Source organism: Flavobacterium tyrosinilyticum (assembly GCF_023656565.1).
Classification (GTDB): Bacteria; Bacteroidota; Bacteroidia; order Flavobacteriales; family Flavobacteriaceae; genus Flavobacterium; species Flavobacterium tyrosinilyticum.
This window is the reverse complement of the sequence record NZ_JAMOKG010000001.1, coordinates 571,134-598,045: the sequence shown is the minus strand read 5'-3', so window position 1 is coordinate 598,045 and position 26,912 is coordinate 571,134. Positions and strand designations below refer to the sequence as shown.

The following is a 26,912-nucleotide window of genomic DNA, read 5'->3' as shown; positions in this document are numbered from 1 at the left end:
TTTTATTTGTTACAAAAGTAGCGAGAAATAGTTTCGATTGCTACAATTTTATCTCTTAAAGTAATTATAAAAAAATTGAGCAGCCCAGTATTCACGGCATCGTTATTGTTAAAGGAATGCTAAAATTAAAATAAAACCCAAATCATGAAAAAAATTCTAGTGATGGCTGCTTTAGCTATCTGCAGTTTTGCAAACGCACAAAAAGGTACAATCTTAGTTGGTGGAAACATCGGTTACACTTCTGAAAAATCAGAATACAGATTTAGCGAAGACAAAACAAGTACATTTACTTTTTCTCCAAAAGTAGGTTACCAATTTAACGATAACTGGACAGTAGGAGGAGAATTTGCAGTAAGTTCATCTAACAACGAAACTACAGTTGGTATCGAAGAAAAAAACAACAACTTCAAATTAGGAGCATTCGTTCGTTACTCTGTGCCATTAAGCCAAACTTTCGCAGTTTTTGCTGATATGGGTGCAGGTTTCCAAACTCAAAAAGACAAAGTATACGGTCCAGGAAATGCTTTCTCAAAATACAAAGGAGACGGTATGTATGTTGGAGTAACTCCAGCTCTTTTCATTAACATGAAAAAAGGTTTTGGTCTTAACTTCAGCATTGGTGGTTTAGGATACGAAACTTTAAGCTATGACAATAATGGAGCAGATTACAGTAAATTCTACTTCAACTTTGGTCAAACATTTAACATTGGAATCTCTAAAAACTTCTAATCTTAGTTTTTATATTCAATTTCAGAAAGCGCTCCATTTGGAGCGCTTTTTTTATGTTCTAATGTAAATTTATTGTTTAAGAATTTGTAATAAAAAACGCAATTGTTTCCAATGTGTTTAGAATGCATTAAGTAACTGTAAATGTTTGGTTTTTCGATTATTATTGATTGTCTGGTGGCATTGTTGTTGGTTAATACCTACAAATTTTAAAATATAAACCATTATGAAAAAAATGCTACTTATTCTTGCATTGTCAGTTTTTGGCTTTGCAAATGCCCAAAAGGGAACAATTTTAGTTGGAGGAAATATTGGTTATACTTCTGAAAAAACGGATAGAGAAATTGTATCAGCAAAAAACAATTTTTTTGAGTTTTCTCCAAAAATCGGATATCAATTTCATGATAACTGGACAGCTGGAGTCGAATTTTCGGTACAATCTTCAAAAAGTAATCTTGGAGAGGGTGAAGGTAAAGCGAATACTTTTAAAACAGGAGCCTTTGTACGTTATACAATGCCATTGAACGAAACTTTTTCAGTTTTTGCCGATTTGGGGGCGGGGTTTCAAAATCAAAAAATCAAAAATTACGAAAATGGATCGCTTGTGTCAGAAAATAAAGCTGATGGATTTTATACAGGCATCACTCCAGCTCTTTTTATTAATATGAAAAAAGGTTTCGGTTTAAACTTTAGTATTGGTGGATTAGGATACGAAACATTAAACTATGATATAAGTGGAAATGATGTTGATTATAGTAAATTTTTCGTCAATTTTGGAAAAACCGTAAACATAGGAATTTCTAAAAACTTCTAGTTTTAAATTTTTAATAAAACAAAAAAAGCGTTCCAATTGGAGCGCTTTTTTTGTTTATTAAAGTTCTTCTGAAAAGTAATAGTTGTTTTTTAGCCCAGATAGGAACGGTATCCTTTTTCTGGCTTCTTTAGACAGGAAAAGATATAGTGGATAGCGGGACAGAAGTTGTTTTGAAAACTAAATGCTTCTGCTCCTAAAAAAACACCAACAAAATGAAGCCGAACCAAATCATAACTAACATTCGGCCTCATTTGTTGACATAAAAAACAAAAACTATTTAAAGGTATTAAGTCAAATTATAGAATGTTACAATATTGCTGGCGATTACGATTTTATGCTCAAGATCTTAGTGCAAGATATGGCTAGTTATCAGGATTTTGTAATGAATAAGCTGTCAACGATTGAAAACATTGGAAAAACGAACAGTATTTTTGTAATGGGAGAAATCAAACACAGCACCGCTTTAGAATTTTAAAGCAGAAGAAAATCCTAAAATAAAACGTATTTTTGAAATCTAAAATCAGCAATTTAGATTAAAAATCTAAAATCGTTAATCTACAATCAAAAATTAAAATGAACTGGGAACAACTTTTATCATTAAAACGTCAGGGGGATACAAGCAAAAGATTACGTGTAGAACAAGATGATACTCGTTTAGGATTTGAAGTCGATTACGACCGAATTATATTCTCTGCCGCTTTTAGAAGTTTGCAAGATAAGACACAAGTTATTCCGCTTTCTAAAACCGATTTCGTGCACACGCGCTTAACGCATAGTTTGGAAGTTTCTGTTGTAGGGCGTTCGCTTGGACGTTTGGTTGGGAAAAAAATCATTGAAAAGTACCCTTATTTAAAAGAAGTTCATGGGTATCATATGAACGATTTTGGTGCAATTGTGGCTGCGGCCTCTTTAGCGCACGATATCGGGAACCCACCTTTTGGGCATTCTGGAGAAAAAGCAATTGGCGAATATTTTGCTATCGGAAATGGGCAGAAATATAGAAATCAGCTAACAGATAAGCAATGGCAGGATTTAATTGATTTTGAAGGAAATGCAAACGGATTTTCAGTTCTAACCGCAAGCCGGCCTGGAATTGAAGGCGGACTTCGTATTTCGTATGCTACTTTGGGAGCTTTTATGAAATATCCGAAAGAGAGCCTTCCGAAAAAGCCAACCAATAATATTGCCGATAAGAAATACGGTTTCTTTCAAACAGATAAATTATTCTTTGAAGAAGTAGCCAAAGATATGGGAATGATTGCCAATAAATCTGGAGGCGATATTGGTTTTGAAAGACATCCTTTAGCGTATTTAGTGGAAGCTGCAGATGATATTTGCTATACGATTATTGATTTTGAAGACGGAATTAATTTAGGTTTGGTTTCTGAAGATTTTGCTTTAGAATATCTGATTAATCTTGTAAAAGATAATATTGGGGTTTCTAAATACAAATCGTTAACGACAAAAGAAGATCGTATCAGTTATTTGAGAGCTTTGGCAATTGGAACTTTAATTAATGATGCTGTAAATGTTTTTGTTGAAAATGAAGAAGCAATTCTGGCGGGAAATTTCCCTCATGCTTTAACAGATAAAAGCAAATACAAAGCGCAGATGAATGATATTATCAAACTGAGTGTTGAAAAAATATACCAGAGCAGAGAAGTAATTGAAAAAGAAATTGTAGGTTACCAGATTATTCAAACGCTGTTGGATAAATTTATTACAGCATTTAATAATAAATATGATGGAACTGCCTCAAACTACGATAAGTTGATTTTGAAAATGCTTCCAGAAAAACATCATTTAGAGAAAACAAATTTATATGAGCGTCTATTGCATATCTGCCATTATGTTTCGCTCTTAACAGACGGAAATGCGCTTGAACTCTATGAAATGATTCAAGGACAAAAAAAGCGTTAAATAAAAAAAGCTTCTTTTAGAATATTCTAAAAGAAGCTTTTTTTATTTTTATTGATTTCTTTATTTGAAGGCATAAACCAAACCAACACCAAGGACTTGTTTTAACTGCATTTTTGGACCTTCAGTAACTTGACTTTTTGTTCCTGTGGCAGGATCAATAACGTCTTTTTTGTTTTTAATGTCATCATCGTAAATTAAATGAAAACCAATGTTTGCTTTGACATAAGCATTTACAACCAAATCTAGACGTGTATCATAATCAATGTCGACATTTCCGAATCGATTTAAATAGTCAGTATATAAGGAAAGTCTGTTTTCGTAAAAAACATTTTTATAGATTTCGTTTTTCATGTAGGCAGTAAAAAGGATACCAAATTCGGCTTTTACCTTTTGCCCTTCTTCAATCAAAATTTGCTGGGTTGGATCTAAAGGATCTGGTGCATAAACGGCTTTTTTAACACCAAAAGAACCTTGATTTGCCAAATCTTGATCTAATACCAAGGTGGTCTTTAAAGTTATTGGTGAGAAATAAAATGTTCTGTTTTTCTCTTTATTTGAATTCTCTGCTCCGGCTCCTAAAAAGACATATGCTGGTGCAAAAGGTCTAGAAATAGGAACGTCTCGATTAGGATAATTGTAACCGTTGGTAAACTGCGTATTGAAGTTAAACTTTGCTGAGTAGTACCAATTTGAAGCGGTATCTTTTCTAAAACCGTAAGTAGAGTTCAATTGAATCGCATCATCTGTTTTTCTCGTTTCAATATCTTCTTGTTTGTTTAGACCATATTTCATAATAAGTTCGTTGAACCATTTATGATTTCCTTTCAAATAAGTTCTAGAGAATTCTCCTTTAAATAATCCAGAAATAGAACTTGTTCCCCCCGCGCTCCAGTTTACAAAAGCTATTTGTGAAAGGTCAAAACCAAGTTGGTTTTTTTCTGTCCAGTTTGAAGGCGGTTTAGGTGCTTGATTGGGGCTTAGAGTTGTTTGTATAATCTGGGCAAAGTTATTAGAAGTACACAAAAGCAATAATAGCAAAAGGGTAGAACGCAATAATTTCATTATAGGTAATTTTTGTTTTGGTATCGCAAAATAATTATTTTGAACCGTTAGAAAAAAGATTTATTAAATTTTTAACGTCAATTTTACACAATTGTTGTAATTGATTTACTGTTCCATGCTCAATAAATTGGTCTGGAACACCCAAAATTTCAATTGAATTTTTAAAATTATTTGATGCCGCAAACTCTAAAACAGCACTTCCAAAACCACCATTTTTCACTCCATCTTCGATTGTAATAATGCTTTCGAAAGTTTTAAATATAGTTTTTAATGTATTGATGTCTAATGGTTTAATAAAACTAAAGTTGTAATGGGCAATCTCATCAGAATGGGTAGATTCTTTGAGGGCTTCTATGACATTATTTCCAATTGTTCCGGTCGACAGTACAGCAACTTTTGTACCGTCTTTTAAACATTTTGCTTCGCCTAAATTAATTTTTTTGTAATGTCCGAAATTTTCTACTTCCCAATTTGGCAGTACACCTCGACCTCTTGGATATCGAATTGCAATGGGATGATCTAATCCTAATTGTGCAGTATATAAAATGTTTTGAAGTTCAATTTCGTTTAAAGGCGCATAGATAATCATATTCGGAATTGAACGCAGATAAGCAATGTCAAAAACACCATGATGCGTTGCTCCATCTTCTCCAACTAAACCTGCTCTGTCCAAACAAAAAATAACAGAAAGGTTTTGCAGCGCCACATCATGAATTACTTGATCATAGGCGCGCTGTAAAAAAGTCGAATAAATATTGCAGTAAACAATCATTCCCTGAGTTGCCATGCCAGCCGCTAATGTAACGGCATGCTGTTCGGCAATCCCAACGTCAAAGGCGCGATCTGGCAATTCGTCCATCATAAATTTTAATGAACTTCCAGATGGCATTGCAGGAGTAATTCCGATTATTTTTTCATTCTTTTTAGCTAAGTCTAAAATGGTTAAGCCAAAAACATCTTGATATTTTGGAGGAAGATTTTCTTCCGATTTTGAATGAATTTCGCCAGTCGAAGCATCAAACTTTCCAGGAGCGTGATATTTTACCTGATTCTCTTCGGCCTGAAGCAAGCCTTTCCCTTTTGTAGTTACGATATGAAGGAATTTTGGGCCTTTAATCTTTTTTAAACGATTTAATTCTTTTATTAATTTCGGAAGATCATGACCATCTATTGGACCAGAATAATCAAAATTTAAAGACTTTATGATATTATTTTGTCTTGGATTTTTTCCGTTTTTGACAGAGGTCAGATATTGTTTTAAAGCGCCAACACTGGGGTCAATTCCGATCGCATTGTCATTTAGAATAACCAAAATATTTGCATCGGTAACTCCAGCATGATTAAGTCCTTCAAATGCCATTCCGCTTGCAATAGAAGCATCGCCAATTACAGCAATATGTTCTTTGTCAAAATCACCTTTGAGTTTAGATGCAATCGCCATTCCTAAAGCAGCAGAGATCGAAGTAGAAGAATGCCCAACACCAAAAGTATCGTAAACGCTTTCGTTTCTTTTAGGGAAACCAGAAATACCGTCGATTTGTCTGTTGGTATGAAAGTTTTCTCTTCTTTCGGTCAATATTTTGTGTCCATAAGCTTGATGTCCAACATCCCAAACCAATAAATCATCTGGAGTATTAAAAACGTAATGCAAAGCAATTGTAAGCTCTACAACGCCCAAACTTGCTCCCAAATGCCCTTCTTTTACAGAAACGATATCAATAATAAATTGACGTAGTTCTTGAGCAACCTGAGTAAGCTGTTCTTCTTTTAAAAGACGTAAATCGGCAGGATTGTATATGTTTGAAAGTAAATCGCTTTTCATTGTATGGTAAAAAGCAAATTTACGGTTTTAAATTTAATTTCTCTGTGCGTATTATTTTAGAAGAATAGGCACAGAATATTGCATTCTGACTTTTTTTCCGTTTGATTCGCCTGGTTGCCATTTAGGACATAAGATTAAAACCCTTATAATTTCTTTTTCTAAAGGCTCTTCAACAGGCGGCGAACATTCAAGAAATGAAACACTTCCGTTTTTTTCTATCGCAAAGGCAAGTGTAAAATTGAGTTTCCAGTAATTTACATTTTCTGGTTTTTTATATTCTTTCATGAAGAAAGTATGAAATTGATCAATACCACCAGGAAATTCGGCGTTTGTATTTGAAAGAGGTTTTAGAGTTGAAGAAGAAGCATCGTCTTTTTTTGCTTTATCAGATTTCGAAGATTTGTTATCATCCACTTCTCTAGAGGCTATTGTTGTCGTTTGTTTTATTTTAAGTTGCTCAATTTTTGATACATCTGAAGGCGCTTGATCTAATTTTTTTGTACTAATTGCAGTTGCATCCAAAGCTTCTGGTTTTGCTGTCAGAGTATCTTCAATAACTTCAATATTCTTAATTTCTTGCTGTTTGGCTTCTTTGTTTTGACAACCGAAAAAAACTACAGCCATAACTACATACAACGTTGGCAAAAACGATTTGCGATTTATATAAGTAGTTATTTTATGTTTTATTTTCATTATTTAAATGTAATTGGCAAAATGAAAGTTGATCGAACAAACTGATTGTTTGTTTTTCCGGGAATCCATTTTGGGCCAGATTCTAATACTTTAATAACTTTTGCTTCATTTTCTGACGACTTGTTTTGAGTTACTCTAAAATTGCTTAAATTGCCATCTCTTTCTACAACAAATAAAACGGACATTTCTCCTTCTTTTGAAGCAGTATAATTTTTTGCAAAATAAGAATAGAATTTTTTAATTCCGTTTTTTGGAGCGGGTAGAATATCTAAATCAACGGCATTATATATAATACTATATTTAAAATTTAATCTGTTATTTTCACTAGCTATGGGAGGAAGTACAGCTCCCATTGTGATTCTTTCTCTTGGCTTTTTTGTTTTTTCTTTTTTAGATTCAATCTCATGGCCATAGCAGGAGGAAACATCTTCATCTTGATTTTGTGTGCTATTGTCAACAATTTCAATTTGATCAATTTTTTTCTTGTTCCCTTCTTTATCTGCACAGCTAAACAAAGTGGTTCCCATGGCAATAAACAAGGCGAGGAGAAACATTTTATGATAGTTGGTCTGAGAATATAAAACGCGATTAGGAATTTGAATCGTAATGGTATCTAACTGTGATTGCTTAAATCTTCCACAAATTTTTTTGTTTTGATTTTGAATGAAATATTGCTGAATTTCTTCTGGAAGCATAGAAGTAAAATCAACAACAGTTTTTGAACAGCTCATGCAGAAACGGCCATTTTCATTTGGCGTCATTTTGTCCCAGTTTTCATGACATGGTTCTGGTATTGTTATTTTTCCTTTTCTTTCCATTTCTAAATTCAGAGAATTAAATGTAATAAATAATAAGCACAAGCAATTTTTTTATAGAAAAATCTCTTAAAGTTAGTCTTTTATGGTTGTAAACTTAATTCGGTTTGTTCCTGACGGTCACCAGTTTTAACAATTTGCATGGTCGTAATTTTTGAAAACTTTCTCTTCCTTTTTTTCGGATTTAAAGTGTCGAGTTCCAATGTGATGGGTAGATTGTAAAAAGTTCTAACTTTCCTTCCTTGGATTTCGCCTGGAGTCCATTTTATAGATTTTTGTAAAACTCTGATAGCTTCTTCTCCAGTTCCAAAACCAAGATCTTCAATAGTTTTTATTTCATTTAAACTTCCGTCTTTTTCAATAACAAAAGACATTTTGATTACTCCGGTAGATTTTTTTAACTCTTTGGGTATTTTAAATTCAGATTTAAAAGCTTCGTAAAATACATCTTTCCCTCCAGGATAATCAGGTATAACATCAATTGCTACACTTCCATAGACGGTATTGTCTTCATAAATATCCTCATTGGGCAGCGTTTCTGCGCATTCTGTTTTTACTAAAGAAAGGTATTTTTTGCTTTTTAGAGTAGAAACCTTTTTGGATTTTGTTTTGCTAACGGGTGTTGGTTTAGTAGTAGATACTTCCTGCTTTTCGTTGGATTCAGTTTTTGGAGAAGAAGAATTTTCAATTATTTCAATTTTCTCGATTTTTTGTTTGTTTCCTTCTTTATTCTGACAGCTAAACAAAGTAGTTCCCATGGCAATAAATAAAGCCAGTAAAAACATTTTATGAAAATGCGTTTGCGTATAAAGAACCTTAATCGGAATTTGGATTGTTATCGAATCAAGTTGAGATTTTTTAAATCTGCCACACATTTTATGGCCTTGATTTTTAATAATGTATTGTTGAATTTCTTCTGGAGACATCAAGGTAAAATCAACAACAGTTTTTGAACAGCTCATGCAGAAACGGCCATTTTCATTTGGCGTCATTTTGTTCCAGTCTTCAGAGCATGGTTCAGGAATGCTGATTTTGTAATTTCTTTCCATATTCAGATATCAAGGATTAAATGTAATAAAAATAAGTTCTAAAATCCTATTTTTGCAATTATGATAAATCCTTTTACAGACGAATATTTTATGAAAAAAGCTTTGCAGGAAGCAGAAATAGCTTTTGAAAGAGGCGAAATTCCTGTTGGCGCTGTAATTGTCGTTGCAGATAAAGTAATTGCAAGCAGTCATAACTTAACCGAATTATTAAATGATGTTACCGCTCATGCTGAAATGCAATCTATCACAGCAGCAGCAAACTTCCTAGGCGGAAAATACTTAAAAGACTGTACGCTTTATGTTACTCTTGAACCTTGCCAAATGTGTGCTGGCGCTTTGTATTGGAGCCAGATTTCTAAAATTGTTTTTGGCGCAAGAGATGAACAACGCGGTTTTATCAATATGGGAACAAAATTGCATCCTAAAACGACTGTCGTTTCTGGCGTTATGGCTAATGAAGCTGCAGATTTGATGAAACGTTTTTTTCTGGAAAGAAGAAAGAATTAATTTTTTTGTAGTAATTTAGCTTCTTTTTAATTGCTTAAAAATGCTAAAGAGATTCACTTGGAAAGAAAATGAGATTCATTCAATACAATTGAAGAATGATCTTTTTATAGTTGTTCAGGTTTTAAAAGCACCTTACATTGCTGTTTTTAATTTGAAAAGTTCTAATCCTGATTTTGACAATGAACAAATTGACTTAAATGTATTTGAGTCTTTTGGTGTTTGTATGGTTTTGAAAGAGTTTTTAAAAAAATGCTCTTTCGGAAAAATTAAAAACTTTAAGCCAAATTTAAATATTCCTACTCCAGAATTGTTTATTAGTAAAGATAGAGAACAATGGGGTAAAAGTTCACAATACGCAGATCACGAACTTATTTACAATTTAGTTAGAATTGATCCTATTACAGGAGATCAAGGTATCATGGGAAATGAAATTGTGAAATACAATATTGATAAAAAAGAATACAATTCAAGTTCTTATGAAATTACAGGATATAATACGGGATATGAATTTGTGCGTAGATTGATTTTATCAATAGAAAATGAACGATGGATTGATCCATTAAAAGAATTACGTTTGTTGGGAGAAGATAATTATCCTTTAAAAACGGTGCAAGAAATGTGGGATGCTGGAGTTCCAAAATATTAAATCACTATGACAGATTTTTCAACAATAAAAAAACTATTTCATATCACAGAATCAATTGGTTTTACAAATGATGAAATTCAGGTTGTAAAAGATATTTTTGGAGATCTTCCAGCAGTTTTTGTTGATTATTATACCGAATTGGGTAAAATTCAAAAATTAAATAATACTCAAGATTCATTAGTTGTTGTTGATCGTTTAATAAATTATGCTACTGATGAATATTTTATTTTTTATACAGAAAACCAGCATGCTTGTGTCTGGGGAATTCATAAAGACGATTTATCAAAAGACAATCCGCCGGTATATATGAGTTTTGATGAAAAGGAATGGAATCTGGAAACCGAAACTTTGACAGATTTTTTTACTGCAATGGCTTATCTCCAGGCTGGTTTTGGGTTGGATTTCTATTCAGAATGTTTTTATGAAATGGATGAAAAAGCCTTAAAATTTATTGATGAGAATTTCAAAAATAAAGGTGTTGCTTTTAAACAATGGGCTGACGGAATAAATTTCTATGGAAATTATGAAGATGATGTCATAATTGTTATGAGTAATAATCAAATATTTTATTCATCGGGTACAAAAGAACATTTTGCAGAAATGGATAAAGTTCTTTCAAAATTGGGATCTGAGCTTTGAGAGTAATGATAAAACTTCAACAAAAGTTAAATAATCATTATTAGAGAATTTTCCTCTTAAAGATTCGGAAAATATTTTACTTTTATACTAGTTTATTAACCGATTAACTCTAGATAAAAAGTGAAAGTAAAAGGACTATTTCTCGTATTTTTTGTGTTTTTTATTTTTCAATCTTGCGGGCGCAAATCAGCAGCAGATTTCAATTCAGATTTTTCACTATTTAAAGATTACATTACCAGTTTTACGGGCGGAATCGTTTCTTCGGATTCTGACATTCGTGTGGTTTTAGCTTTCGATAAAAATGATTGGAAACCGAATCAGGAATTAGACGATGATTTGTTTGATATTTCGCCGAGTGTTCACGGGAAAGTTATAGCGCTTTCAACAAATACGTTGGCTTTTATTCCAGAGAAAAAACTTAAAATGGGAACAGAATATCAGGTTACTTTAAACTTAGATAAACTGACTGCCATTCCGAAAGAGAAAGAAAAGGAACTGTCAAAATTCAACTTTACAGTTAAAACAGTAAAACAGGATTTTACTATCAATACGGGCGATATTCAATCGTACAGCAAGGAATACCAGTATTTAAACTGTGTTTTAAAAACAGCCGACAATATTGATTTGGAAACCGCTCAAAAGCTGGTTGAAGCCAAACATAAAGGGAACAATCTTAAAATTAAATTTGAGAAAGTAGCTGGCCCTGCTAAAGAATTTCGTTTTATAATTGACAGTATTCAGCGTCAGTCAGAAGCTTCCACTTTGGAAATTATCTATGACGGAAATGATTTTGACATTGATCAAAAAGGACAAATCGATTTCCCGATTACGAGCATCAACGAATTTAAAGTTATAAAAGTTGAAGTTCCAGACGGAAACAATCAGCAGGTTTTAATTAATTTTTCTGAGCCTTTAGAAAAAGGTCAAGATTTTGCTGGATTGGTTTCAATTCAAAACACCAATAATCTGAAATTTTCTACCCAAGGAAATTTACTTAAAGTATATTTTACAAACCAAAATGCTTCTAAAAAACAAGAGCCTGTAGCAGTAGCTGTGCAGGAGCCAGTTGCAGTAGCAGTAGATTCGGCTGCGGTAGTGGTTGATTCAGCCGCGGTTGCCGTAGATTCAGCCGCCGCAGTTGTAGAAGAAGCTGTTGAATATGTGCCAGACGAAGAACCAGAACAAGTTGTTACGGGCGAATTATTATTGGAAGTTTTTCAGGGAATCGAGAGTCAATATGGTAAAAAACTGGAAAACAATTACAGCGAGAAAATTTCTTTTGATCAGATAAAACCAAACATTCGTTTCATTAAAAATGGAACAATTCTGCCAAGTTCAAACAATTTAAAATTGAATTTCGAAGCCGTAAATCTAAGCGCTGTAGATGTAAAAGTGTATAAGATTTATAAAAATAACATTCTGCAATTCCTTCAATACAATGAATTAAATGGCGGGCAAAATCTTAAAAAAGTCGCGCAGCCAATTGCCAAAACCACTTTAAATTTAAAAGAAAGTACGCTCGTAAATCTCTCGAAATGGAATACATACGCCTTAGATTTATCTAAAATCATTAAACCAGAACCAGGAGCAATTTACAGAGTTGAATTTGTTTATAAAAAGAAATATTCGCTTTATAAATGTGAAACATCAGACAATAGCGATGATGAAGCCGAGGAAGAAGAAGTTGATGAAAACGACGTAAACTACAGCGGAAACTCTTATGACGATTACTATTATTATGATGATTATGACTGGAGAGAAAGTCAAGATCCGTGTACAGGTTCTTATTATTACAACGCTAGAATTGCAACCAATATTTTAGCATCAGATTTAGGAGTTATTGCCAAAAGAGGAGAAAACAAATCATACTTATTTGCGGTAAATAATATCGTTACAACTGAACCTGTTTCAAATGCAAGAGTAGATTTATACAATTTCCAACAGCAAAAAATAGTGACAGAAGCAACAAGCAGTGAAGGTATTGCATCTTTCCAATTGGATAAATTCGCCTATTTTGCCATTGTAACTTTAGGCGATCAGTCGACTTACGTAAAACTGGACGACGGACTTTCATTGTCTGTAAGTAATTTTGATGTTGCGGGTGAAACTTTGCAAAAAGGACTGAAAGGATTTATTTATGGAGAAAGAGGCGTTTGGCGCCCGGGTGATAATTTGTATCTGTCATTTATTTTGAATGATGCGGCAAATAAATTGCCAAAATCACATCCAATTAAATTCCGATTAAACGATCCGAATGGTAAAACAGTTTATCAAACCGTTCAAAAAACGAACGATTTAAATCATTACACCTTTATAGTGCCAACAAACCAAGATGCGCCAACAGGAAATTGGGAGGCAATGGTAAGCGTTGGTGGAGCTAAATTCTATAAAAGCATTAAGATTGAAACGATTAAACCAAATCGTTTAAAAATCAAGAATACATTTAGCAGAAAAACACTTTCGGCTTCGTATCCAAATACAGACAATCTTGAGGTAACATGGCTTCACGGTGCAATTGCTAAGAATTTGAATGTAGAAATGCAGGCTAAATTCTCTCAACAAAGCACAACATTTAAAGGCTATGAAAAATATACTTTTGATGATTTGGCACGTCAATTCAGTACAGAAGAAATTAATATTTTCTCTGGCAAATTAAATGAAAGCGGAAAAGCATCAGTAAACATTCAACCAAGATTACAAGGTCAGGCACCCGGAATGCTTCGTGCTTCATTCATTACAAAAGTGTACGAAGAAGGAGGAGATTTTAGTACAGATGTGATGTCAACGACTTATTCTCCGTACAAAACCTATGTAGGTTTAAAAACGCCGGAACTGAATAAATACAGCATGCTTGAAACGAGAACAAACAATCGTTTTGATGTGGTAACGGTTGACGAAAACGGAAGACCAAAATCGGTTCGTAATCTCGAAGTAAGAGTTTACAAAGTAGACTGGAGATGGTGGTGGGATTCTTCAAGCGATAATCTATCAAATTATAACTCTTCGAATGCAACTACTTCATACAAAACTTTTGTCATCAATACCGATTCAAGCGGAAAAGGAAGTTTTCAATTTGCCTTAACAGATGAAGAATGGGGACGTTATTTAATTCGTATTGCCGATCAGGAAGATGGTCATGCGACTTCTTTAACGGTAAATATCGATTGGCCAATCTGGTCTGGAAAAACGCGTAACAGAGATGCTTCTACTGCTAATATGTTAGTTTTTTCTACCGATAAAAAGAATTATGCTGTTGGAGAAAAAGCACAAATTTCTTTCCCTTCAAGTGAAGGTGGGCGTGCGTTGATTTCTATCGAAAACGGATCAAGAGTAGTGCAGACTATTTGGGCTGAAACTAAAAACGGAGAAACAAAAGTTGAGGTTCCAATTACAGGAGCTATGGCGCCAAACGTATATTTTAATATTACCTTATTACAGCCACACGCTTCAACCAAAAACGATTCGCCAATTCGTATGTACGGAATTGTGCCAATCGAAGTAGTAGATAAAAACACCATTTTGGCACCAACTCTAAATATGCCAGATGTTTTAAGACCAGAACAGCCGTTTACAGTAAAAGTGGGTGAAAAATCAGGTAAAGAAATGACGTATACAATTGCGGTTGTAGATGAAGGACTTTTGGATTTAACTCGTTTTAAAACACCAAATGCATGGGATAGTTTCTATGTTCGTGAAGTTTTAGGAGTAAAAACCTGGGATGTTTACGATGATGTAATTGGAGCTTATGGCGGAAAAATAAACCAGATTTTCAGTATTGGTGGTGACCAGGATTTAGGTGGTGGAAAAGCTAAAAAAGCCAACCGTTTTAAACCTGTAGTGTTATATTATGGACCATTTAAATTAGGAAAAGGAGAAACAAAATCGCATGATTTAAAGCTTCCAAAATATATTGGTTCTGTTCGAACAATGGTAGTAGCGGGAGATGCAGCGACTAGTGCTTACGGAAGTGTGGAAAAAGCAACACAGGTTAAGAGTCCGTTGATGGTATTGGCTTCGTTGCCTAGAAAAATTTCTCCGTCAGAAAAAGTAACATTGCCTGTAACCGTTTTTGCAACTGAAAATAAAATCAAAAATGTTTCGATTCAGGTTAAAACCAGCAACGGATTGAAAGTAATGGGAAGTCCGGTTCAGAAGTTAAGTTTTGCACAGCCAGATGAAAAAATGGCCTATTTTAATTTAGTTGTGGGTTCTGCAACTGGAATTGCCAAAGTTCAGGTAATCGCAACATCTGGAAGCGAGAAATCAACTTATGATGTTGAAATCGACATGACGAATCCAAATCCAGTTACGAGTACTTTTACAGATGTTGTTTTAACGCCAAACAGTACGAAGACAATTTCATGGAAAACTTTCGGAATTGCCGGAAGTAATAAAGCCAGATTAGAAGTTTCATCTATGCCATCGATGAATTTGAATGGAAGATTGCAATTCTTGATTCAATATCCGCATGGTTGTGTAGAACAGACTACTTCATCTGTTTTCCCGCAATTGTATTTGGGCGATGTGGCAGATATAGATGCGAAACGCAAAGATTTAATTCAAAAAAATATTGCGGCTGGAATTCAGAGATTGGGTAATTTCCAGTTATCAAATGGCGGAATGCCGTACTGGCAAGGAAATGCAATTGCAGACGATTGGGGAACTTCGTATGCTGGACATTTCTTAATTGAAGCAGAGAAAAAAGGATATGTACTGCCAATAAACTTCAAATCGAAATGGTTATCGTATCAGCAGAAAGAAGCAAAACAATGGCGTTTTGAGCCTAAATACGGAAATGATTTAGCTCAGGCATATCGTTTGTACACTTTAGCTTTAGCAGGAAATGCCGATTTGTCGTCTATGAACAGATTGAGAGAAACAAAAGGTATTTCGAATGAAAGTATGCTTCGTTTAGCAGCAGCTTATGTTTTAGCAGGTCAGAAATCGGCTGGGCAAAGTTTGTTCTTGAAAACCAGCATTGATGGTAGTTCAGATGGTTACAGCTATTACTATTATGGTTCAAGTGAAAGAAACCGAGCAATGGCTCTTGAAACCATGCTTTTATTAGACCAGAAACAAAAAGCATTTGTTACTGCAACAAAATTAGCCAAAGAAATGTCAGCAAATCAATGGATGAGTACGCAAACCACAGCTTACTGTTTGTATGCAATGTCGAAATTTGCGGTGAGCAATGGTCCAAAAGGAATCAATATCCAATTTAGTAAAAACGGAAAAGGAGAGACAATCAATACAGGTAAATCAGTTGCAGATCGCAGTTTGTCTGTTGCTTCGGGTTCAAACAGTATTACGCTGAAAAACAATAAAGCCAATACCGTTTATGTTCGTGTATTGAACACCGGAATATTGCCTGTCGGACAAGAAAATGCGGTTCAAAGTGATGTTACGGCTTCTATTGTTTTCAAAAACAGAAAAGGAAGCGTAATCAATGTTTCAAGAATCAATCAGGGAACTGAATTTGTGGCCGAGGTTACGATTAAAAACCAAAGAGGAGAAAGCGTTCAGAATGTAGCGTTATCTCAAATTCTGCCTTCTGGATTCGAAATTGTAAATACTCGTTTTACCGATTATGGAGATGCAGTAAACAATATCGCCGATTATATTGATATTCGAGACGATAGAACAAATTTCTATTTCGGAATGAAAGCAAGAGAAACTAAAGTTTTCAGAATTCTATTGAACGCATCATATTTAGGTAACTATTATTTACCAGGATTACAATGCGAAGCCATGTACGATAATACATTCTTAGCAAGAACAAAAGGATTCTGGGTTGAGGTTGTGAAATAAAATTTTTTTAGCCACAGATTATACAGATTAGCACAGATTTTAAAATCTTTTTTAATCCTTTAATCTGTGGCAAAAACTTTGCGAACTTAGCAAAAAAGTTTCCCGCAGATTAAGCAGATAAAATAAGATCTGCTGCATCTGCGAGCAAAAAAACTTTGTGAACTTTGCGATAACTTAGCGCCTTTGCAGTTAAAAAAACAAGCATTGAAAAATAAATTAAAAGCGTTCTTTCAGCGCATTCTAAACTGGATAAAAAAGAATAAAATAAAATCAGCAATTGCATTTCTGCTCTTGCTGATTTACTATTTTTCGATACCTCGAACTTTGTTCAAAGAACCATATTCTACCGTTATAGAAAGTAAAGAAGGAGAATTGCTCGGAGCTAAAATTGCCCGCGATGGACAATGGCGTTTTCCAGCACAAGACAGCGTTCCAGATAAGTTTAAAAAATGCATTGTTTATTTTGAAGACGAATATTTCTACAAACACCCCGGTTTCAATCCTGGTGCGATGATTAATGCTTTTAAACAAAACAGAAAAGCTGGAAAAGTAGTCAGAGGAGGAAGTACCTTAACGCAACAGGTTATTCGATTATCCCGAAAAGGAAAAAACAGGACGTATTTTGAAAAAATAATAGAAATTATTCTCGCTACAAGATTAGAATTGGGTTATTCTAAAGATGAAATTCTCGAAATGTACGCTGCGCATGCGCCTTTTGGGGGAAATGTCGTAGGACTGGAAATGGCTTCGTGGCGTTATTTTGGCGTACAATCTAATCAATTATCTTGGGCAGAAAATGCAGTTTTGGCTGTTTTGCCTAATGCACCAAGCTTGATTTATCCAGGAAAAAATCAGATAAAATTATTGAACAAAAGAAACCGACTTTTATTAAAACTACATCAGGAAGGTATTATCGATAAGCAGACGTACGAACTTTCAATAGAAGAACCATTGCCTCAAAAACCATATGATTTGCCTCAAATCGCTCCGCATTTATTACAGAGAGTGGCCAAAAATGAAGAAGGAACAAGGGTAAAAACTACAATTGATTATGCTTTGCAAAATAGGGTCAATCAAATCGCGAGATATTATTACAATCAGTATAAGCAGAATGAAGTGCATAATTTGGCGATTTTGGTTATTGATGTTCAGAGTAGAAATGTAATGAGTTATGTTGGAAATTCTCCAGCAGATGCAGATCATCAAAAAGACGTAGATATCATCGATGCACCAAGAAGTACAGGAAGTATTTTAAAACCACTTTTGTATGGAGCAATGTTGGATGATGGCGAATTACTGCCCAATACTTTAGTAGCTGATATTCCAACACAGATTTCTGGATATACGCCTCAAAATTTCAATTTAACTTTTGATGGCGCTGTTCCTGCACATCGTGCATTGTCACGTTCGTTGAATATTCCTGCGGTTTTAATGCTTCAGGAATTTACTGTAAACAAGTTTTACGAAGAACTTCAAAAATTTAAATTAAAGAACATAAATAAAACTCCCGATCATTATGGGTTGTCTCTTATTTTGGGCGGTGCCGAAAGTAATTTATGGGATTTATGTCGAACGTATGCAAATCTTTCGTCTACGGTGAATTATTATACTAAAAATAAGAATAAGTATAGAACTAACGAATTTACCGAACTTAATTATAAAAATGATTTTAAGCCCGATTTTGGCTCAGAAACTGACCAGAAGAATATTTTGGGTGCGGGATCAATTTGGTTAACATACAATGCAATGGAAGAGGTTAATAGGCCGGAAGGAGATGAAGCGTGGAAGTTTTATGACAGTTCGCTTAAAATTGCATGGAAAACGGGAACCAGTTTCGGGAATCGTGATGCGTGGGCTATTGGAACAAATTCAAGATATGTGGTTGGAATTTGGGTTGGAAATGCTACGGGTGAGGGAAGGCCAACTTTAACTGGAGTTACTAGCGCCGCACCAATTTTATTTGATGTTTTTAATTTATTACCAAGGCAAAGATGGTTTGATACTCCATATAATGATTTAGCAGAAGTTGAGGTCTGTCGATTAAGCGGTTACTTGGCAAAAGAAAATTGTCCCAAAATCAAACAATGGGTCTCTAAAAAAGGTAAATCGACCAAAGTTTGTCCGTATCATAGAACAATTCATTTAGATAAAACTGAGCAATTTCAGGTAAATAGCAGCTGCGAGAGCATCGATAATATTGTGACTAGAAACTGGTTTGTACTGCCTCCTGTTATGGCTTGGTATTATAAAAGCCAGCATATTGAATATTTGCCGTTACCGCCATTCAAAGAAGGATGCGAGGGAACACAAACTACTACAATGGATTTTATTTATCCGAAAGCGAACAGCAAAATCTACCTGACAAAGGATTTTAACAGTAACGTACAGCCTGTAATTTTAAAAGTGGCTTATTCTGAAAGAGACAAAGAGTTATTTTGGTATGTTGATGATGTTTATAAAGCAACAACCAAAACCTTTCACGAATTGCCTATTACGCCAACAACAGGAATACATTACATTACGGTTTTAGATGCTTCTGGAAATGAAATAAGACGGAGAATTGAAATTGTTAGAGACTAAATGGTGAATATAAATCCCAATTTTTAAAATTCCAAATTCCAAAAAAAGAGGTTAGGTTGTCTGGTTGAGCGAAGTCGAAGCCTATGTGCCGATTGGAGCGCCCTTCAACTTCGCTCAGGGTGACATTAGTATTCAAAAGAGCTTTTTGAATATAGTTTTGAACATAAATTCTGCCATGAATTCACAAATCATTGAAAAAAATCATGAATTGCTTTGCCTGTTCGCTATCGCTTGGGTCGTATCAAAAAAAAGCCACAAAAAAACCGCCAATCTCACGAAAGGCGGTTTTTGTTTTTATTCTGAAATAACATTTCCTTTTTTATCATAGAAATGGTATTCTAAGTACGTGTAAGCGTCACGAGGTATGATTTTCACCCATTTCTTATGTTCAAAAAACCATTTTGAACGTAATGATGGAAAACCTTTACTGAGGTATGCAGCCACAAACGGGTGTGTGTTTAGTACAACCTTGTTGTGGGTTTTTAAAAGTCTTTCTAAATCAGCGGTGATCTTATCAATGATTAAAATTGGAGCTTCAATTTCACCATTATGTTTGTTAGGATCTTCCTCTCTGGTTTTGATATTCACTTCTGGTCTTACGCGCTGTCTTGTAATCTGGACCAAACCAAATTTACTCGGCGGTAATATTTTATGTTTTGCTTTATCGTCGCTCATTTCTTCTCGCAAGAAGTCGAACAAAACTTTCCTGTTTTCTGGATTAGACATATCGATAAAATCAACTACGATTATTCCGCCCATATCACGCAAACGAAGTTGTCGTGCGATTTCTGCTGCGGCAATCATATTTACTTCCATGGCTGTGTCTTCTTGGTTGGTCGCTTTATTAGAACGGTTTCCGCTGTTTACGTCTATAACGTGTAACGCTTCAGTGTGCTCTATAATAAGATACGCACCTTTGCTCATGGAAACAGTTCGGCCAAAAGAAGTTTTGATTTGTCTCTCTATATTGTATTTCTCAAAAATGGGAGTGTCATTTGATTGATAAAACTTAACAATCGATTGTTTTGAAGGTGCAATTTCTTGCAAATATTCCTTCGTTTGATGGTACAACTCTTCATCATCTATTTGAATACCACTGAAGGTATCATTAAATACATCTCTTAATATCGAAGAAGCTCTATTGAGCTCTCCTAATACTTTTGATGGATGATGAGCAGTTGGTAATTTTTTACACATTGCAGACCATCTGCCAAGCAGGTTCTGCAAATCTTTTTCTAATTCGGCTACGTTTTTGCCTTCGGCTACTGTACGAACAATAACACCAAATCCTTTAGGTTTGATCGATAGAACAAGTTTTTTTAGACGATCCTTTTCTTTTTTGTCCTCTATTTTTTGAGAAATAGAAACACGATCAGAGAAAGGAACTAGAACAATAAATCTTCCGGCAAGAGAAAGCTCAGCACTTATTCTTGGGCCTTTGGTCGATATAGGTTCTTTAACTACTTGAACTAAGACAGATTGATTGGCACTTAAAATATCAGTAATGATGCCATCTTTGTCAATCTCTTTTTCAAACTGAAAGGTTTTTAGGGAGAAATCTTTTAATTTACCTGCGCTTACAAGTTTTATGAATTTCAGCTGAGAAGCTAGATTTGGACCCAAATCGTGATAATGTAAAAAGGCATCTTTTTCGAAGCCTACATTTACAAAAGCGGCGTTAAGTCCAGCAACTGGTTTTCTGATTTTGGCAATAAAAATATCACCAACCTGAAAGTTGCTTTTTTCTTCTTCTTTGTGTAATTCAATTAGTTTTCCATCTTTTAATAAGGCAAAATCTACTGCTTCAGAACTAGATCTAATGATTAATTCTTTATTCACACTGTAAATTTTTATCTGTTTTTTCAGAAAATAGAAAAAGAGAGAAGAGTATAGATTAATAAAAATCTAAAATCTTAAGTCTAAAATCTAAAATCTTATCTACAGATGGATTAAACAATATTTTAACAGGTATTGAACCCGGGAGGGAAACTTAAATTTCAAATTTTTAAATTCCAAATTCCAATTAAATCAATATTGATTTCTTAATTTTTGGATTTTGGATTTTATTTTTTGGAATTTTTGAAATTTCCCAAATTTCAATGAACGTTTAAAAAGAAAAAAGTAGTTTAAAACTACTTTTTCTTTTTGTGGCGGTTAGCTCTCGCTCTTTTCTTACGTTTGTGAGTAGCTACCTTATGTCTCTTTCTTTTTTTACCACTTGGCATATTGTGTCAGATTTATGTTAATTAATATTATTTTGCTTCGTTGTTGGTTTTAACTCCTTCTACAAAAACTTTTGCAGGTTTGAAAGCAGGAATGTTGTGTGCTGGAATTTTAATAGTAGTGTTTTTAGAAATGTTTCTTCCAGTTTTTTCAGCTCTTGTTTTAACGATAAAACTACCAAAACCTCTAAGGTATACATTGTCTCCAGTCTCTAAAGAAGTTTTAACTTCTTCCATAAAAGTTTCTACTGTTGCTTGAACGTCTCCTTTTTCAAGACCTAGCTTCTCTGAAATCTTCGCTACGATATCTGCTTTCGTCATTTTCTTTCCTATTTTATTTTATAAATGGTGTACTATTTTTTTGAGTTTGCAAATATAGGAATTAAAAAAATAATTAATCAAGCTAATTCGTTAAATTTTAATTACATAAACATTTACTTTTGCAATCTAAGTATTTTGCAATGGATTTTCATAACATATTGATAAAATGGTATTTACAGCACCAGCGTGATTTACCGTGGCGAAAAACGGTCGATCCGTACCAGATTTGGCTCTCAGAAATCATGCTTCAGCAGACGCGAGTTGCGCAAGGAATGCCTTATTTTTTTTCATTTACTCAGGAATTTCCTACTGTAAAACATTTAGCAGATGCTTCAGAAGAGAAAGTTTTGAAACTTTGGCAAGGTCTGGGGTATTATTCTCGAGCTCGTAATCTTCATAAAACAGCTCAATATATATCTAATGACTTAAATGGAGTTTTTCCTGATTCTTATAAAGAGCTGCTAAAACTCAAAGGTGTTGGCGAATATACAGCTGCTGCAATAGCTTCTTTTTCTTATAATGAAGCGGTTCCTGTTGTAGATGGAAATGTATTTAGGGTATTGGCTCGTTATTTTGATATTGAATCTGATATTGCGCTTCCAGCAACCAAAAAAGAGTTTGCCGCTTTGGCACAGCAATTAATGCCTAAAGATAATCCAGCGATATTCAATCAGGCCATAATGGAGTTTGGTGCGCTTCAATGTGTTCCTAAAAGTCCTAATTGTGCAATTTGCGTTTTTAACGAAAGCTGTGCTGCTTTGCAAAAAGGAAAAGTAAATATGCTGCCCGTTAAGTCAAAAAAGATTAAAGTAACCAATCGTTACTTTAATTATTTGATTTTAGAAGATGCTTCAGGAAACACATTAATTCAAAAAAGAACCGCAAAAGGAATTTGGCATAATTTATATGAGTTTCCGTTATTAGAAACGCAATCAATTGTTGATTTTGACGAGATTTCTCAAACAGTCAAAAATGAAATTTTTACAAAGTATACTATTATAAGTATAGAAGATTGTAGCGAATCGACCCTTATACACAAGCTTTCGCACCAACATTTACATATTCAATTTTGGAAAATTAAAGTGAAAGAAGAAGTTGAAAATGGAGTGGATGCTCAAAAATTGAAAACTTTTCCTTTTCCTATTGTGTTGTATAATTTTATAGAAAAGCAAGAAATAAATTGCTAAAAAAATGTATCTTTGGGAGAAATACCACCAAAACTATGAACGGAACATTAAATAAAGTGATGCTTATTGGCCATTTAGGCGATGATGTAAAGATGCATTATTTTGATGGAGGAAACTGCATCGGACGTTTTCAGCTGGCTACCAATGAGGTATATATCAATAAAACGACTAATGAAAAAATAACCTCTACAGAATGGCATAATTTGGTTGTGCGTAATAAAGCCGCAGAGATTTGCGAAAAATATCTTTCTAAAGGAGACAAAATTTATGTCGAAGGAAGAATAAAATCTCGCCAGTGGCAAACAGAAGATGGAACAACAAAATATACGACCGAAATTCAGGTAACGGAGTTTACTTTCCTGACAACTAAAAAAGAAACTGCGTATACTAAACAAAACCAGGATACAGAGTCGGCAAAAAACACTAACTTTGATGCTCCTGAAGGGCTTCCAATTAACGATCTGCCCTTTTAAGCGATGTTTAACTAATTTTATGCAATTTGGACCCGGAGCCCAGTTTACTTTTTTCTACAAATCTTGACGCCAATTTAATTATTGGTTTCGTCGGAATTTTTATTTTATTATTTCTTTCAGCAATCGTTTCTGGTGCTGAAGTAGCTCTTTTTTCTTTATCGCAGCAAGACATCGATGATTCTTTAAATGATAGTCCAGCAAAAGGTAAAATTATTTCGAATCTACTAGAAAAGCCTAAAAAACTTTTGGCAACTTTATTGGTTGCGAATAACTTTTTTAATATTGGTGTAGTAATCCTGTTTGCTTATATAGGGCAAAATATTTTTGCCAATATAAGTTCGCCAGCCTTTAAATTTACTCTAGAGGTAATTTTAGTTACTTTTTTAATTTTATTATTTGGGGAAGTTCTTCCTAAAGTTTACGCTAGCAGAAATAGTATTCGTTTTGCTAAGCGAGTTGCTTATCCGCTGGCATTTTTAGATAAAGTGCTTTCTCCAGTTAGTTTACCAATGCGCGCCGTTACGATATATTTTCAAAATAAATTAGGAAAGCAAAAAAGTAATTTTTCTGTCAATCAACTTTCTCAGGCATTGGAACTTACAGATTCAGAAGGAACATCTACAGAAGAACAGAAAATTCTGGAAGGAATTGTTTCTTTTGGAAATACCGATACAAAACAGGTAATGAGTCCGAGAATTGATATTTTTGCATTGGAAATATCAGAAACATTTGCGGAGATTTATCCTAAAATAATAGAAACTGGTTTTTCGAGAATTCCTGTTTATCGAGATAATATCGATCAGATTGAAGGTGTGCTTTTCGTAAAAGATTTATTGCCTCATATTGATAAAGAAGAATTTGACTGGGCTTCTTTGATTAGAGAGCCTTTCTTTGTTCCTGAAAATAAAAAATTGGATAATTTATTAAAGGATTTTCAGAGTTTAAAAAGCCATTTAGCCATTGTGGTTGATGAATATGGAGGTACTTCTGGATTGGTTTCTTTAGAAGATGTTATCGAAGAAATTGTTGGTGATATTAGTGATGAGTTTGACGATGAAAATCTAAACTTCTCGCAGATCGATGAAAATAATTTTCTTTTTGAAGGAAAAATAAACCTGAAAGATTTCTATCGAATTGTAGATGTCGACGAAGATGTTTTTGAAGCTCACAAAGGAGAAGCCGAAACATTGGCCGGATTCATTCTGGAGATATTGGGTAATTTCCCCAAAAAAGATCAAAAAGTGCCTTTTGAAAACTGTATTTTCACCGTAGAAACAGTTGATAAAAAGCGTGTAAAACAAATAAAAGTAACCATAAATAAAAATGTTTAATAGAATACTTTCAATAACAGCAATTTTGCTTGCGCTAACGGTTATAAGCTGTAAAAATGATGTTTTGCCAAAACCAGCAAGTTACCTGCGATTAGATTATCCGGAAGCAAAATATGTGAATTTTGAAAACAATTGTCCGTTTGCTTTCGAAATGAATGAAGATGCAATTATCAAAGGAGAGAAAGAATGCGGATTTGCAATTACCTATCCAAAGATGAAAGCAACCATTTATTTGACATATAAGCCAGTAAATGGAAATATTGATAAGTTGTTGCGTGATGCACAAAAACTGACTTACGAACACGTTATTAAAGCCGATGATATTTTGGAACAGCCGTATTTAAATCCGCAGAAAAAGGTTTACGGAATGTTTTATCAAGTTGACGGAAATGCAGCGACAAACTCTCAATTTTACGTTACCGACAGTACAAAACACTTTTTAATAGGTTCTGTGTATTTTTATGCAAAACCAAATTTTGATTCGATTATGCCTGCTGCGAGTTACGTTAAAAACGATATGCAGCGTTTGATGGAAACATTGAAATGGAAATAAAAACAAAAGGATCCGATTTGGATCCTTTTTTTTACGTTTACCAAAAGATTGTTTTTTATTAGTTATATCTATAACTATATGTAATATTCCGTAGGAATATCTCGTCGGTAGAAAAAAGATAATGTTGTGCCGCATCGTGTCCTGTAGGGACACCTGATTTTAGAAAAATCGAATGTGTTTATCAAACGTTCCTACGGAACGTATAATCATAATTCAAATTTAATTCTGCTACCAACCAGACATTCCTACGGAATGTTTTTACAAAAAAAAAGCACTCAATTGAGTGCCTATTTGATTTTTAATCTAGAATTTAAGACTTAAAATTCGAAACTTTATATGTTTTCCCATCTCCAGTTTCTTGAACCACTTTTGTTAAAGATTCTGAGTTTTGGATTGTTTTGTCAAAACTTACTGTTGCTGTTTTCTTGTCAAAATCAACCGTTGCTTTATCAACTCCGTCAAGATTAGCTAATTCTTCTTCTATTGTTTTTGCGCATCCCATTGCACAAGTCATTCCGTCAATTGTGAAGCTTGCTGTTTGAAGATTTTCAGCAGCAATAGGCTTGTGTTCTTTTGGAGCACTTTTTTCTGCATTTACAACTTCAAGACTTTTGTCTTCTGCTTTTTTGCATCCAACAAATACTAAACCAGCGATTGCTGCAGCGAATAAGATTTTTGAAATTTTCATTATATATAAATTTAAAAATTGCGAATATGATTCTTGCAAAATTAATAAAAAGAGAATGCTTAGTTCGTAAAATAATTACAAATTTGCAGTAAATAACAATTTATGGAAACAAAACAGTTAAAGTGGATTTACTTGACTATTCTTTCTCTTATCTGGGGAAGCTCTTTTATTCTGATAAAAAAAGGATTGATAGGCTTAAGTGCTGTTCAAGTAGGATCGTTCCGAATTATTTTTGCTGCTTTGTTTTTATTGATTGTGGGTTTTAATAGTCTGAAAAAGATTTCTCGTCGCCAATGGAAATTTGTCGCCATAACTTCACTTTTCGGAACTTTCATGCCTGCGTATCTTTTTGCTATTGCAGAAACTCAGGTTAATAGCTCAATTGTAGCGATTTTAAATTCGTTAACGCCATTAAACACTTTGATTCTAGGAATTATAGCATTTGGGATTCAGTTTCAAAAGCGACAGGTTTTAGGTGTTTTTGTCGGGCTTGTAGGTTGTCTGCTTTTGGTTTTAAGCGGAGATTCTGCAAGCGGAACTCAAAATTACCTTTATGTTTTATTAGTAGTTATTGCAACGCTTAGTTATGCAATCAATGTAAATCTGATTAAAAAATATCTTCATGATTTAAATTCTGTAAGTATCACAACAGGAAATTTTGCGGTTTTGCTTTTGCCAGCATTAATCATTTTAAGCACAACCGATATCAGTCAGAAAATACATTTAGCAGAAACACAACATTCTATACTTTTTGTAGCGATTTTAGGTGTTCTTGGAACAGGAATCGCCAACATTCTTTTCTTCAAACTGATTCAGATGTCATCGCCAGTTTTTGCAACATCTGTGACATATTTAATTCCGATCGTAGCATTCTTCTGGGGATTGTTAGATAATGAATTCCTGACGCCAATTCAATCTGTCGGGGCATTTATTATTTTAATTGGAGTTTATTTGTCGGCGAAGAAGTGATTTTGTTTGAGTTAGGGGTTAGAAGTTATGAGTTATGAGTTTGGCTTCGACTTCGCTCAGCCTGACAAACGATATAAATAAAAAAAG

The 26,912-nt window shown here is 34.0% G+C and carries 22 protein-coding genes; 14 read left to right on the top strand and 8 right to left on the bottom strand.

The genetic code is table 11. The annotated features are described in order from the left end of the window. Positions 1–144: 144 nt before the first annotated feature. The 4 genes from NCC77_RS02635 (at position 145) to NCC77_RS02620 (ending at position 3,460) form a co-directional block, all read left to right on the top strand. Complete coding sequence (locus NCC77_RS02635; RefSeq protein WP_250834240.1) at positions 145–729, top strand: outer membrane beta-barrel protein; 585 nt, start codon at positions 145–147, stop codon at positions 727–729. Positions 730–952: 223 nt separating this feature from the next. After that, positions 953–1,540, top strand: a complete 588-nt coding sequence (locus NCC77_RS02630) for an outer membrane beta-barrel protein (protein WP_250834239.1) — start codon at positions 953–955, stop codon at positions 1,538–1,540. Positions 1,541–1,799: 259 nt separating this feature from the next. Continuing rightward, positions 1,800–2,015, top strand: coding sequence for an Lrp/AsnC ligand binding domain-containing protein (locus NCC77_RS02625; RefSeq protein WP_284705083.1), 216 nt, complete (start codon positions 1,800–1,802; stop codon positions 2,013–2,015). A 98-nt stretch (positions 2,016–2,113) separates the two neighbouring features. Further along, positions 2,114–3,460, top strand: coding sequence for a deoxyguanosinetriphosphate triphosphohydrolase (locus NCC77_RS02620; RefSeq protein WP_250834237.1), 1,347 nt, complete (start codon positions 2,114–2,116; stop codon positions 3,458–3,460). Positions 3,461–3,520: 60 nt separating this feature from the next. On the opposite strand, the gene NCC77_RS02615 is transcribed toward NCC77_RS02620, so the two are convergent. The 5 genes from NCC77_RS02615 to NCC77_RS02595 form a co-directional block, all read right to left on the bottom strand. After that, positions 3,521–4,522, bottom strand: a complete 1,002-nt coding sequence (locus tag NCC77_RS02615) for a DUF3078 domain-containing protein (protein WP_250834236.1) — start codon at positions 4,520–4,522, stop codon at positions 3,521–3,523. A gap of 34 nt (positions 4,523–4,556) precedes the next feature. Beyond that, on the bottom strand, positions 4,557–6,344 hold the full coding sequence (locus tag NCC77_RS02610; protein ID WP_250834235.1) for a 1-deoxy-D-xylulose-5-phosphate synthase: 1,788 nt from the start codon (positions 6,342–6,344) through the stop codon (positions 4,557–4,559). A gap of 51 nt (positions 6,345–6,395) precedes the next feature. Then, positions 6,396–7,037: a hypothetical protein gene (locus tag NCC77_RS02605; RefSeq protein WP_250834234.1), complete on the bottom strand. Its 642-nt coding sequence runs from the start codon at positions 7,035–7,037 to the stop codon at positions 6,396–6,398. Further along, a complete protein-coding gene (locus tag NCC77_RS02600) occupies positions 7,037–7,855 on the bottom strand; it encodes an energy transducer TonB (RefSeq protein ID WP_250834233.1) in 819 nt (272 codons plus the stop codon). The genes NCC77_RS02605 and NCC77_RS02600 overlap by 1 nt, the downstream gene beginning before the upstream one ends. 80 nt (positions 7,856–7,935) lie before the next feature. After that, positions 7,936–8,901: an energy transducer TonB gene (locus NCC77_RS02595; protein WP_250834232.1), complete on the bottom strand. Its 966-nt coding sequence runs from the start codon at positions 8,899–8,901 to the stop codon at positions 7,936–7,938. 60 nt (positions 8,902–8,961) lie between these two features. Here NCC77_RS02595 and NCC77_RS02590 point away from each other — a divergent pair, with 60 nt between their 5' ends. The 5 genes from NCC77_RS02590 (at position 8,962) to pbpC (ending at position 19,081) form a co-directional block, all read left to right on the top strand. Beyond that, a complete protein-coding gene (locus NCC77_RS02590) occupies positions 8,962–9,408 on the top strand; it encodes a nucleoside deaminase (RefSeq protein WP_250834231.1) in 447 nt (148 codons plus the stop codon). Between the two features lie 40 nt (positions 9,409–9,448). Then, positions 9,449–10,054, top strand: a complete 606-nt coding sequence (locus NCC77_RS02585; protein WP_250834230.1) for a hypothetical protein — start codon at positions 9,449–9,451, stop codon at positions 10,052–10,054. Positions 10,055–10,060: 6 nt separating this feature from the next. Continuing rightward, complete coding sequence (locus tag NCC77_RS02580; RefSeq protein WP_250834229.1) at positions 10,061–10,693, top strand: hypothetical protein; 633 nt, start codon at positions 10,061–10,063, stop codon at positions 10,691–10,693. 120 nt (positions 10,694–10,813) lie between these two features. Beyond that, positions 10,814–16,501 (top strand): alpha-2-macroglobulin family protein, encoded by a 5,688-nt coding sequence (locus NCC77_RS02575; RefSeq protein ID WP_250834228.1) that lies wholly within the window; start codon positions 10,814–10,816, stop codon positions 16,499–16,501. Positions 16,502–16,705: 204 nt separating this feature from the next. Next, entirely contained in the window at positions 16,706–19,081 is a 2,376-nt protein-coding gene (pbpC, locus tag NCC77_RS02570) for a penicillin-binding protein 1C (RefSeq protein ID WP_250834227.1), read from the top strand. Between the two features lie 294 nt (positions 19,082–19,375). Here the strand turns inward: pbpC and NCC77_RS02565 are convergent, their stop codons facing one another. Beyond that, positions 19,376–20,920: an Rne/Rng family ribonuclease gene (locus NCC77_RS02565; protein WP_248729267.1), complete on the bottom strand. Its 1,545-nt coding sequence runs from the start codon at positions 20,918–20,920 to the stop codon at positions 19,376–19,378. A 413-nt stretch (positions 20,921–21,333) separates the two neighbouring features. Next, positions 21,334–21,624, bottom strand: a complete 291-nt coding sequence (locus tag NCC77_RS02560; RefSeq protein WP_007805026.1) for an HU family DNA-binding protein — start codon at positions 21,622–21,624, stop codon at positions 21,334–21,336. Positions 21,625–21,764: 140 nt separating this feature from the next. Between NCC77_RS02560 and mutY the strand changes: the two genes are divergently transcribed. The 4 genes from mutY to gldD are packed head-to-tail and all read left to right on the top strand — an operon-like array spanning position 21,765 to position 25,168. Further along, positions 21,765–22,811 carry an A/G-specific adenine glycosylase gene (gene mutY / locus NCC77_RS02555; RefSeq protein WP_250834226.1) on the top strand — a complete coding sequence of 349 codons (1,047 nt, stop codon included), beginning with the start codon at positions 21,765–21,767 and terminating at the stop codon, positions 22,809–22,811. 35 nt (positions 22,812–22,846) lie between these two features. Continuing rightward, a complete protein-coding gene (locus NCC77_RS02550) occupies positions 22,847–23,284 on the top strand; it encodes a single-stranded DNA-binding protein (protein WP_095928033.1) in 438 nt (145 codons plus the stop codon). Positions 23,285–23,310: 26 nt separating this feature from the next. Continuing rightward, positions 23,311–24,615, top strand: a complete 1,305-nt coding sequence (locus tag NCC77_RS02545) for a gliding motility-associated protein GldE (protein WP_250834225.1) — start codon at positions 23,311–23,313, stop codon at positions 24,613–24,615. Continuing rightward, positions 24,608–25,168, top strand: coding sequence for a gliding motility lipoprotein GldD (gene gldD / locus NCC77_RS02540; RefSeq protein ID WP_250834224.1), 561 nt, complete (start codon positions 24,608–24,610; stop codon positions 25,166–25,168). Before NCC77_RS02545 ends, gldD begins: the two co-directional genes overlap by 8 nt. Positions 25,169–25,478: 310 nt before the next feature. Here gldD and NCC77_RS02535 read toward each other — a convergent pair whose 3' ends face one another. Further along, a complete protein-coding gene (locus NCC77_RS02535) occupies positions 25,479–25,856 on the bottom strand; it encodes a heavy-metal-associated domain-containing protein (protein WP_250834223.1) in 378 nt (125 codons plus the stop codon). Positions 25,857–25,958: 102 nt separating this feature from the next. On the opposite strand from NCC77_RS02535, the gene NCC77_RS02530 reads away from it, so the two are divergent. Continuing rightward, on the top strand, positions 25,959–26,825 hold the full coding sequence (locus tag NCC77_RS02530) for a DMT family transporter (protein WP_250834222.1): 867 nt from the start codon (positions 25,959–25,961) through the stop codon (positions 26,823–26,825). Positions 26,826–26,912: the final 87 nt, after the last annotated feature.